The organism is Bartonella sp. CL100XZDX (genome assembly GCF_042195375.1).
Taxonomy (GTDB): Bacteria; Pseudomonadota; Alphaproteobacteria; order Rhizobiales; family Rhizobiaceae; genus Bartonella.
In genome coordinates, this window is record NZ_JBHIOH010000054.1 from 69,122 (window position 1) to 80,107 (window position 10,986).

General features: G+C 37.6%; 8 protein-coding genes. 4 read left to right on the forward strand and 4 right to left on the reverse strand.

All coding sequences use genetic code 11. The features are described from left to right. Positions 1 to 97: 97 nt before the first annotated feature. The 4 genes from ACFILU_RS06285 to pyrF all read right to left on the reverse strand — a co-directional run bounded on the left by ACFILU_RS06285 (position 98) and on the right by pyrF (position 3,902). The gene (locus ACFILU_RS06285; RefSeq protein WP_375637754.1) at positions 98 to 631 is read right to left on the reverse strand and encodes a replication protein; all 534 of its coding nucleotides are present in this window, start codon (positions 629 to 631) and stop codon (positions 98 to 100) included. A 591-nt stretch (positions 632 to 1,222) separates the two neighbouring features. Beyond that, complete coding sequence (gene hisS, locus ACFILU_RS06290; protein WP_375631319.1) at positions 1,223 to 2,707, reverse strand: histidine--tRNA ligase; 1,485 nt, start codon at positions 2,705 to 2,707, stop codon at positions 1,223 to 1,225. Positions 2,708 to 2,749: 42 nt separating this feature from the next. After that, positions 2,750 to 3,007: a hypothetical protein gene (locus ACFILU_RS06295; protein ID WP_375660111.1), complete on the reverse strand. Its 258-nt coding sequence runs from the start codon at positions 3,005 to 3,007 to the stop codon at positions 2,750 to 2,752. 49 nt (positions 3,008 to 3,056) lie between these two features. Beyond that, entirely contained in the window at positions 3,057 to 3,902 is an 846-nt protein-coding gene (gene pyrF / locus ACFILU_RS06300; RefSeq protein ID WP_375660112.1) for an orotidine-5'-phosphate decarboxylase, read from the reverse strand. A 479-nt stretch (positions 3,903 to 4,381) separates the two neighbouring features. Here pyrF and ACFILU_RS06305 point away from each other — a divergent pair, with 479 nt between their 5' ends. From ACFILU_RS06305 to ACFILU_RS06320, 4 genes are all read left to right on the forward strand, one after another. Beyond that, positions 4,382 to 5,470 carry a DUF3792 domain-containing protein gene (locus ACFILU_RS06305; RefSeq protein ID WP_375675219.1) on the forward strand — a complete coding sequence of 363 codons (1,089 nt, stop codon included), beginning with the start codon at positions 4,382 to 4,384 and terminating at the stop codon, positions 5,468 to 5,470. A gap of 860 nt (positions 5,471 to 6,330) precedes the next feature. Then, the gene (locus tag ACFILU_RS06310) at positions 6,331 to 6,723 is read left to right on the forward strand and encodes a hypothetical protein (protein ID WP_375675229.1); all 393 of its coding nucleotides are present in this window, start codon (positions 6,331 to 6,333) and stop codon (positions 6,721 to 6,723) included. Between the two features lie 598 nt (positions 6,724 to 7,321). Beyond that, complete coding sequence (locus ACFILU_RS06315; protein ID WP_375675221.1) at positions 7,322 to 8,686, forward strand: MFS transporter; 1,365 nt, start codon at positions 7,322 to 7,324, stop codon at positions 8,684 to 8,686. A 1,499-nt stretch (positions 8,687 to 10,185) separates the two neighbouring features. After that, positions 10,186 to 10,986, forward strand: an 801-nt coding sequence (locus tag ACFILU_RS06320; protein WP_375675223.1) for an abortive infection family protein, incomplete at its 3' end; no start/stop codon positions are given.

Here is a 10,986-nt window from a genome sequence, read left to right on the forward strand (position 1 = left end):
TCCCGCAAACATTCCAATTCACATACCATAAACAAACTCATTGCTGTTCTCATAGCCATTTATTCTAAGCTTTTATTTTTCTCTAAGAGAAAAACGGTTAAAGGAGTTGTTTATTCGGGTATTCTACCGTAAAGTGTGCTTCTATCTCTTCCTCTTCATCGAACTCAAAATCTTCATCACATTCAGGAAGACCAAAAATATCTGGATTGATGAAATAACAATCTTTTTTTGTCCCCTTCGCTACAATTTTATTCTTTTCTAATTCTTTGATACCTTCTTTAAAACTTTCAAAATTAAGATATTCTGGTTCTTGAATTGAAAGATCGCAAGTCAAAAATTCCTCAAGAATATCATGATCCAATGTTATCTGATCAAACCATAAATCCACATCATCCCCCTCATCTAACATTTTCCCTATCTGCCACAACATCACAAAAAATGCTTTCATACCACTAAATGATAGCCCAAAAATCATACGCCGACATGACGAGGCGCCTGAAAAGGTAATTTGCGGAAGATCTTCAAATCCGAAATTTGAAGGAGGAAGTTTAAATGACTTTCCAATATTCTCAGGTCTTTCAAGAATAAAGGGATTTCGTTCATAGAGCAGAGTAAAATCATATTGGACCATTTTCATTTCTCCATTAAAGAGTTGATTTTATGAAATAATACATATTATCAGTAAGTTACCATTATGGCAGCTTACAATTCATCCAAACATGCTCCTGTAAAAAATTGTTCGATTTAAGTCATTCCATTGTTTTTTGAAGCTTAAAAAGTCTTTTAGGATAAAACGCTCTAGTTCTCCCTCCTTTTGCAATAAGACTAGATTTTGTAATGTCCAAGAAGAGAACATCAAAGGATTTGATGCTCATAGATGAGAATTCAAAGATGAAGCCAATATGAACTTGTCAATATTTTTATAAACTTTTGCAGAAGCGTTACGTGAAACCCTTTAATTTTCTCAGAGTTTTTTCTTCGTTAAAATTTTTTTGCTCATTTTAACGCATTATCATTGCATCCTCAGAAGGGCACATTTTATAGCAAATAGCGCTTATTTACCTCTTTAAAAATCTCTCTTTTATTCCGCACGCACTCCAAAAACTCGATTTTGAACGCGTGCGTCAGCACGTGTAAACGAGCAAAGTACAAATTTAAAAAATTGAGTTTCAAATTTCCAAAATATTTCGAACAATCACTTGTATAAAGACTTTTACCATTATCATTTTTGAGCTGCTAAAATATCCTGTACCGTTTTGACCAATTGATCTTCATCAACCGTCACTTGTGCTGGTCGACTTTCACGCCATGTTTGATTATCCTTAATTTCATGAGATAACCGCGCCCCTTCAATCAAATCTTTGATCTGTATTTTTCCACTCTCACGTTCTTGTGAGCCTTGGATAACCACACAAGGCGCTTGGCGTCGATCTGCATATTTCATCTGCGCTTTTATCCCCGATGCCCCCAAATAGAGCTCAGCACGAATTCCGGCACCACGCAACTGCATCACCATTTTTTGATAACCAGCAACCGCCTCTGGCTCTTTATCCATCATCAGCACAACAACCGGCCCTGTTGACTCTTTCATAGGCAACTTTCCAAGATTTTGCAAAGCAGCGATCAAGCGTGAGACCCCAATTGAAAAACCTGTTGCTGGAATGTTTTCACCACGAAAGCGTGCCACCAATCCATCATAACGCCCACCACCACCAACGGAGCCAAAAACAACTTTCTGCCCATCATCATTGAAAACATCAAAAAGCAACGTAGCCTCAAAAACAGGACCTGTATAATAATCCAGTCCACGCACCACCGATGGATCAATCTTGATACGATTCTGAATGCCATTTGCGACAAAAATTGCTTGCATTTCCTCAAGCTCACGAATTCCCTCACGCCCTTGAACATGATCACCAACCACTTCTTTAAGAACCTCAAGCGTTTCTTCTGCTGTTTCAGCTCCAGCAGCAGTTAAGGTAAGAATACACTCAATCTCTTTATCCTTAAGCTCCGCCCCTTTTGTAAAGTCACCACTTTCATCCAAACGCCCTTTTCCCAAAAGCAAACGCACCCCTTCAGAACCAAATTTATCCAGTTTATCAATTGCTCTTAAGACAGTTAAGCGCTTTTCAGCCTGCTCATTTCCCCCCAAACCAATTTTCTCTAAAACGCAATCGAGAATTTTTCTGTTGTTCAGACGAATGGCATATTCATGATGCTGAAACCCTAGTTTTTCCAAACTATCGGCTGCCATCATGCAAATTTCGGCATCAGCTGCAACCGTTGGTGTTCCAACAATATCCGCATCAAACTGCATAAATTGCCGAAACCGCCCTGGACCTGGTTTTTCATTGCGAAAAACAAAGCCAAGACGATAACTGCGATAAGGCTTTGGCAAAACTTCAAAATTCTCGGCAAAATAACGAGCAAGAGGCGCGGTAAGATCATAGCGCAAAGACATCCATTGCTCATCATCATCTTGTAGCGAAAAAACGCCCGCATTTGGACGATCTGAATCCGGTAAAAACTTACCCAGCACATCTGTATATTCAAAAATTGGAGTTTCTAGTGCTTCAAAACCGTAAAGTTCATAAACTTCACGAATTTGCGCAATCATTGTTTCAGTTGCATACAACTGTGCACTTGTACGATCAACAAAACCACGGGGTAAACGGGCTTTGGTTTTTTCTTGTTTTGATGACATGTTTTTCTCTAACAACAATATATATTCACCGATAACGTGTGTCTATCTTATAGAAACAAACGCTGCAATAACTTTATCAACTGGAAACTGGTAACAATATGCATAAGCTTTTGCTTTTGAAGGATGTAAACCTTTACCCTTAAGGCAATCTACTGAAAATATTTGTACTTTCAATAGGAACATAGCCTCCCGCTCAACATGAAATGCCCGCTTAACATTCAATGAAAAGACATCTGTGCTAGTTGAACGAAACCACAAAGCAACTGTTGATTCTGGATAAATCGGAAACATCCCCCTCAAAAGCCCTCCCTCTCAAAATTCTTCAGATTTATTACAGATGCAAAAATCCTCAAGACATCAGTGTGCTTTGCGCTTGTTCTGCAAAATGATTGATAACATTTTTTAAATCAACAATATTTCGTCCAGCATCTGTAATAGAGCGTGATACAGAGGGAATAACATTCTGCCAAAGTCTTTGTGGAAATTGATTTGCTAATTGTGTCATTGTTCCACCTTGGGCGCCAATACCCGGAACGAGAAACAGACTATTGTTTAACTGCTCGATTGTGTCTTTTGATTCAGATCCTAATGTCGCTCCTATAACCGCACCTATGGGACCAATATTATGATGGAGAACCGGAGACTGAGAATTATAATCACAAATACACTGTGCAAGATGAAGAGAGAGTGTCTGATCTCCAATAAGCGCATTTCGTATTTGTTTCCCCTCTGGATTAGAAGACTGAACAACCACAAAAACTCCTGCTCCTGTTTCTTCTGCAACCTTTATCAGAGGAAGAAGAGCATCAAAACCCAAAAAAGGATTAACTGTGATGGCATCAGCTTTGAACGCACTGCTTGGACCCAGCCAAGCTTTACCATAGGCTTCAGCAGTAGAGCCAATATCTCCCCTCTTTACATCCGCCAGAACCAATATGCCTTGTTCGTGTGCATTTTCAATCAGTTCTTTGAGAGCTTGAAGACCTTCCACACCATATAATTCAAAAAATGCGACTTGCGGCTTTATCATCCCCACTTTACCCACAACCGCTGTTAAGAGGATATCACAAAAATCTTTTAGACCTTTATAATCAAAGCTTAGTTTCCACGAGTGCAAAACTTTATGGCTCGGATCAAAGCCAATACAAAGAGGTCCATAGATTTCACGATTTTTAAAAAAAGTTGAACGAAACATTTTATATCCTAACAAGGTCTCTCTTTAAACTTTTTGATACAATCAAAAAGAAAACCATTTGTCAAAAGAATACAATAGCGAAAACACAAAGAAAGAGCTCTCTATACAAAATGTGCTTTTATTTATGAAACATAAATATATTCCCATTCGTAACGCTTATCATATGTTTATCGACCAAGACGTTGTCATGAGATAAAAATTCAAATTTATGAAAGAATATAAACAAAAAAGCATCCATATTATTATGACCTCATAAAGCCCTATAGGCGTACCTTGTCGTTTTCACACCCTTTTTTATGATCAACAAAAACTCTCTATGAACGCGTTTTAAACAAAAGTTTCAAAAGAAAATGCCCCACCATGATGATCTCGATCTTAACTTTAGATCTTTTCTATTCCTTTTTAGCGGCTCTTTATCCCTTTTGGAACATAATTTGCAAAAAGGCATTGTATCTCCAGCATATTCAAGGAGATAAAACATGGAAACTCGCATTCCTGAAAACACACCATTTGAGACGAATTTTCTAGGAGAAACATCTCTAGAAGAAAAATATTCACTCTTTCACACACCCATTTCATGGTCCGCAATCTTTGCGGGACTGGTGACGGCTCTTGCCACCTCAATCTGCCTTTCTTTTCTGGTCGCAGCTTTAGGCTTAAGCCAAATGGATTTCACTTCTTCAACCCCATTTGAAGGCTCTTTCCTCTCCTTTGGCGTGGGCTCTGTTATCGTTACACTGATTAGCCTAGCCTTGGGAGGCTTTGTAGCTGGACGTTTTGCTGAAACCTCAGGGACTCTTCATGGCTTTCTCACCTGGGCTCTCATAACATTGCTGATGACCCTCCAAGCCATCCACGTGGTTTCTAGTACAGCAAAGATAGGAGGTAAAACGGCTCTAGAAAACAGCTCCATGGTCCAACAAACCGTGGACAGCCTCAAAAACAATATTTCCCCCATACTTGCAAACTTAAACAGCGAAAGTCTTGAAAAGTTTTTTGCAAAAAATAGTGACAATGGCATCAATTTTGACCAACTTTCGAGTGAATTGCGCACCCTTCTCAATAAAAGCGACATTCCTGCTCTCAACCCTGAGCGCTTAAAACAAACCTATCAAGCTGCACTCAATGATATTGGTTCTGCGATAACAGCTTTCAAAAATGACCCTTCTTACTATCGCACCACTTTAAAAAATCTTGGTGAGCGTCTGTCTGATCGTGTAGAAGATCTCACGACAAAATTTGATCGAAGTGATATCATCAAGGCCCTTGTGACCGATGGCATGTCCCGTGCGGATGCACAAACAGCAGTAAACCGTGCCGTCCAACTCTATCAAAGCGCAGAAGAAAAGACCGAAAAAGCCATCAAAGTCCTTGAAGAACGGGCAGAAACACTCTCAGACAATCTTGAGGATACGATCAAGGGCGCCAAAAACACTGCGACTAAAGCCACAAAAACAGCCTCCAATATGGGGTGGTGGGGCTTTTTAGGCAGTCTGGTAGGCGCCATTATTTCCAGTGTTTTTGGCTATTATGGTTATAGAAGCCGTAAGGACACTTTCATGCTTTAAAACGTCTACCTTTAAAGCAAATACATAAAAAGCTGCACGCATAGTGCAGCTTTTTTGCAAAATTTTCTTGATTTTTCATGCTTTTCAACACAACAAGAATTTTCGAAATCCACGTGAAGCTTTTATAATCGTGAGAAACAAGCTTCAAAATAAAAGATTTTTTTCAATAATTCTATTTTTTTATGTTTTTCCTTTAAAAAACTTCTTAAATGAAGTGTTGACTCCATCGATTATATATATGCCATTACAGCATAACAAATATGCGGCTCTTGCTCTATTTTTTCCATTTAAGCCAAACGAATTTCGCAAAAAAATATTTCTCTACGATCAACAACTTTTCTCAATGTGGAAAACATATCAATCTTACATCTCATGTAAGAGGGAGCATTATGCGGTTAACATTTCATCCACACACAATATGAGAGAATAAGTTGAATTCTCTGATACAAAGGGAATGCCAACCTACCAAATTATCTATTCTCAACAAAGCAACACTCTCACCACTTCAATACCAGTATTTTAGTTTGAGTATACGAACACAATTTACATTCTAGATTAAGTGTATCAAATAAATAATGAACATAAAATCTATGAATAAACAATGGTTTAACTTTACATGCTTCAAACAAAGGACAAAATTCTATAATCATGCGTTATTAATTCTTTTGTAAATATTTTTATCAGATATCAAAAATCGTACCATTGCTTTCAATACAAGAAACCGACATAAAAAGTTTCATATTGAATGACCAAAATAGTTTTTTACAAATTGCGATATTAGAGCAAAAGCTTCATTGGCTAATTATACGAAAAAATAAAATAGAAAATGCATTTTAATAAATATAAAAGCAAATTTTTTTATAAAAGAATATGTAAAAAACCATAAATCACCTTATGATCATGTTATTTATGATTCAGATATTGAGTTTAGTTTTGCACAATCGTTTGAAAAAAACGATGAGATTAAAGTTTATGCGCAACTGCCTAAATGGTTTAAAATTGATACACCTCTTGGATCATATACTCCCGATTGGGCTGTATTATTTGAGCAAGATGGGCAAGAAAAACTGTATTTTGTTGTGGAAAGCAAAGGAAGTATTTTCGAAGACATGTTGCGCGATCTGGAAAAAGCAAAAATCCATTGCGGTCATGAACATTTCAAAGCTTTGGGAGAAAATACCCAATATATTGTTTCTGATAATTATGAAACTTTTATCGATCAAGCACTTCAAAAAGATACCATAACAACTTGAAAAAATGTTTGGGCTATGGAAACAACCCTCCCCTGTTGTTTATAAAATGCACCTTTTTCCTACTCTATAATTTACAAGCCCTTCCTTATAACCGATTTTAATTTTTATTAAACAATCAAGAGATTGTCGAATATTTTCCAGAAAGGGCTGCACATTTAAGAAAAGAAAATTATAAACTATTGAGAATACATTTGACACCCAAACAATCATTTAAGCATAAAAAATGATATATAAACAAACATTGGATTTTTAAGTCAATAATTTGATTTATAAAGATTTTCACATTTTCCATGTTAAATAATAAATGCAAATGGAGCAGGCATGCACGTCTCGTGTAGGTTCTGCTTTTGCTCTCATGCAAAGTGAATTGACAGAAAACAGACTCCTCGATAAACTCATCAAAATCAGCTTAACTGATGGCTTCATTTTGGAGGAAGAGGGGTTTGTACACAAGAGAAGCATTTGGGGACCATCAGCACTTCCAATCACATTCATTCCAATATCAAAACCGCAGACATCACAAACACATGTTAATTTTTAAAAGTCTGTGAATGGGGCGGGGACAATATTTTAAAGAATATCAACAGGGGGCATAATAATGCAAAAGGTAGATTCCTATACAAAAACAGAACGGTATGTCATATATACCGTCATTATTTCCAGCATACTTCCTCTGCTGGACGGAAGCATTGTTAATGTCATCCTTCCTAACCTTGCGCATTATTTTTCCGTGGAAGGAAATAATATACAATGGATTGTAACATCCTATTTTCTAGCCACCGTGCCAGGACTACTGATGGCAGCTTTTGTGCAAGGAAGAATAGGTATCAAAAGCACTTGGTTTCTTGCAAGCTTCATTTTTATGCTTGGATCACTGGGGGTAGGATTAAGCTATAGTTTTCCAACTATTATATCTGCCCGTATCGTTCAAGGTTTTGGGACCGGTCTTTTGCTACCCCTTAGCCAAACCATCATTGCCTTACAATTTGGACAGACACGAGTGCGCCAAGCCATGGGCACCATAGCCGTACCAACAGTTTTCGCTCCTGCCTTTGGTCCGCTGGTGGGCGCCTCACTTGCTCAGTATGTCTCTTGGCGTTTGTTATTTTTTATTAATATTCCGCTTATTTTATTGGCACTCACCCTTGGAGCTAAACACTTAAAGAGCAACGAAACAACAAAAACAAAATTTAACTTATTTGCATTTTTAGCGTTTTCCACATCGCTTCTTTCGTTTTTTTACCTCACAGAAGCCAGAAACATCAATAACAAAAACCACTTATATATCCTAGCACTTATAGCGGTGATATCTCTCATATTATTCATTGTTTCTAATCAGAAAGCAAAAAACAAATTAATCGTCTTTAGCGGATTTCAAAATGCGCGCTATACATTACTCATGATCATGGGGCTTGTTGCTTCATTTCTTTTTTATAGCTTCCTCGTTTATTTCCCACTAGCCATTGCCATGGAACAAGCCCATGAAAATAGCCTTCTCATCATCGGTGCCCTCCTTGCTCTGCAAGGGGTAGGAGCATGGATCGGAAGGAAATTTATTTACCAGAAATGGAAAGAAAAATCTCCCTTTTTCATGATAGGAATTGGTTTAGTGATATCAAGCCTTGGGTTATTATGCTTCGGCTATAATATAAGCATGGATGGACTTGGATTTTTGCTAAGAGGCATAGGACTTGGCATCGCCACCATTGTCTGCCTTTCCGCCCCCATCCAATATGTCAACAGTTTATACGTCAAAGATACAGCCGTTATCACACGCATATTACAGCAAATAGGTGGTGCCTTAGGGGGTATATTCGCTGGCTTTTTGATCCATTCGCTGACAGAAGAATACCTGTCCTTAAACCAAACATATATCGTATTCTTCATATTCTCTATCGCTGCATTTTTACTGTTTTGCCTAGCCCTCTTCTTATCGCGTAAAGAGAAGAATTTTGATTTATGATATGCTTTATTTGAACTCCCTATCCATAATATTGGCAATAGCTTATAAAATCATACAGCATTCACCACTTTTCGAGAAACCAACACACTGATACCTTGACCACAGCCTTCATCATTTTTATGAAAGAACACTAAACCGATAAGCTCCTTAAGCTCTAAAATTGATCACCTCCAGTAACGTACGGTGTTTGTAATTTTATGATACCTCTGTGCTTTTAGATCCCTCTAAAAACCTCTTGAAATATGGGATTTTCTGATCAGACCTTTGCAAAGATCCACGAAATTAAGCACGCATTTCAATGCGGAATAGTTCCATAAATGCGCTAACAGACGCCCTACCGCACCAGCATAGAATATAGAACCCGCCCCCGCGCACGCCCCTATAAATGCTAATCATCTTCTATAACGCACCGCGATGTGGAAAATCGCACTGTATTACAAACTTGACAATGTTATTCACCCCTTTTCAAAGTCATTGAATCACTATGCTTTCATAACAGCAATAGGTCCAAATGAAACTGAAGAGACAAAAACAGCTGGTAAAGCAGCATCTTCTCTCCATTTCATTGTTAACTGTTATAAGAAATCTCCCCCACTTTAATAAAAAAGCCCTCTCTCATTGAGAGGGAAATTTTAAAAACATTGAAAATCATGATGCACGATGACAGACAGCAAACCATCTCTAAAAAGGCTGTTTTTTTACTTTTACAGTGTGCTCTGAGATTTCTCTAACATTTTCCTGCCTTTAGATTTTCCTTATAAAATTTACGGACAAAAGAAGCTTTTCAGAACTCTTTTACACATAACTTCATTGCTTCAAGCTCCCTTACAGACACGATAAACGCGTATATTTCCATCTACCAAGTATGCGAGCTTCACAGCGGATATAATGAAAACAGTCTTTTTATAGAAAACCGTAAGCTTTAACGGAATAAACGAGATTTTAAACTAGCCTCCCGCATTACTCATTACTCTATACCGGTTATGCAAATAAAGAACCCCATCTGCTCTTTCTGACAAGCAAAGAACACACACAACATTTAGTAACATGCCATTATTGAAATTCTTGTCACAAGACCTTCCGTTCAGGGATTATGCGCATTGCCTGCTTCCTTCTCTCTAATAAACAATCTGCCAATAAAGAATGCTATTGCAGTTACGATAATACAAAATTATACTTCTGTTCTCATTCTATATTTTTCCAATTATCACGCATTATTCACCCCCTTCACTGCTTCACTGTTATAACAATGAAAGGAGAAAAAAATTAAAACACAATATGGCATTTCTCTTTCACAAATCTTATATAAGCCACAAAATTGTTGCGCGACTTTCTAAGCAAGGTCAGGCAATAAAATCATACTCTAAAAACCACTCAACATACCACTTTTTGATATTACAAAGATACAAAATGCAATTATCGTCTCCGCAAACAATATCCCTCCTGCAACAATTAGGGCACTCTCTCAAATATTACCAAAGTACTATTGGCCAGAGAATTTGGATGCCTTATTCTTTTATACACCATCTGCTCCTCATGAGTACCTAAGTGATGATAAAGAAGTCACGATTAAGAAACGACTAGACACAATCAATGTAAAATGCAATGAACCGCTTGAAGTCCTTGGTCCCCTGCTTGGTGATTTTTTGGACAGCGAGTTTCATAAGTTAGTCGGATTCATATTTCAAGACATACCAGAAGATCAAATGCTACAACAGCTTAAAACAGATCAACGTAAAATTTTAGAAACGTTAAAGAAAGATGGATTGGAATATCAGCGTGGAGGATATATTATCAAGAATGAGCTGACCTCCACACAAGAATTGCAAAAAGCTGATCTCCTCTCGATGGAAGAGCTAAAAAAACTTATTGCAGAGAAAGAACTTTCAGCAGTAGAAATCGAAATAAATAGAGCATTAGAAAATATAGAAAAAGATCCAAGGGAGGCAGTTCTATTTGCAGCAAATCTGTTGGAAGCCTCTTGCAAAGCTTATCTCGACCACCATTCTATCCCATATGCAGAAAACGCCCGTAATAATCTGCCCGCTTTATGGGAAGAAGTCGTTAAGAAAGCTAAGATCCATCCCGAATATATGAAGCAAGAAAACTTAAAAAATCAAGATCTAGATGAAAATGACTTAAAAATGATCGCATCCGGTCTGTATCAAATTGTGCGCGGTACTATAAAGTTAAGAAACAAGAAAGGTGCAGCGCACGGCCGCTCAAAAAAGGATTTTGAACTAATCAATCTCAAGCCTCGCCATGCGCGTTTAACTTTTAATGCCGCCCATTCTCTCTCA

Excerpts from the sequence above, each read along its gene's own strand:
- pyrF (WP_375660112.1), bottom strand. The coding sequence starts at position 3,902 with ATGTTTCGTTCAACTTTTTTTAAAAATCGTGAAATCTATGGACCTCTT.
- ACFILU_RS06285 (WP_375637754.1), bottom strand. The coding sequence starts at position 631 with ATGGTCCAATATGATTTTACTCTGCTCTATGAACGAAATCCCTTTATT.
- ACFILU_RS06305 (WP_375675219.1), top strand. The coding sequence starts at position 4,382 with ATGGAAACTCGCATTCCTGAAAACACACCATTTGAGACGAATTTTCTA.
- hisS (WP_375631319.1), bottom strand. The coding sequence starts at position 2,707 with ATGTCATCAAAACAAGAAAAAACCAAAGCCCGTTTACCCCGTGGTTTT.
- ACFILU_RS06315 (WP_375675221.1), top strand. The coding sequence starts at position 7,322 with ATGCAAAAGGTAGATTCCTATACAAAAACAGAACGGTATGTCATATAT.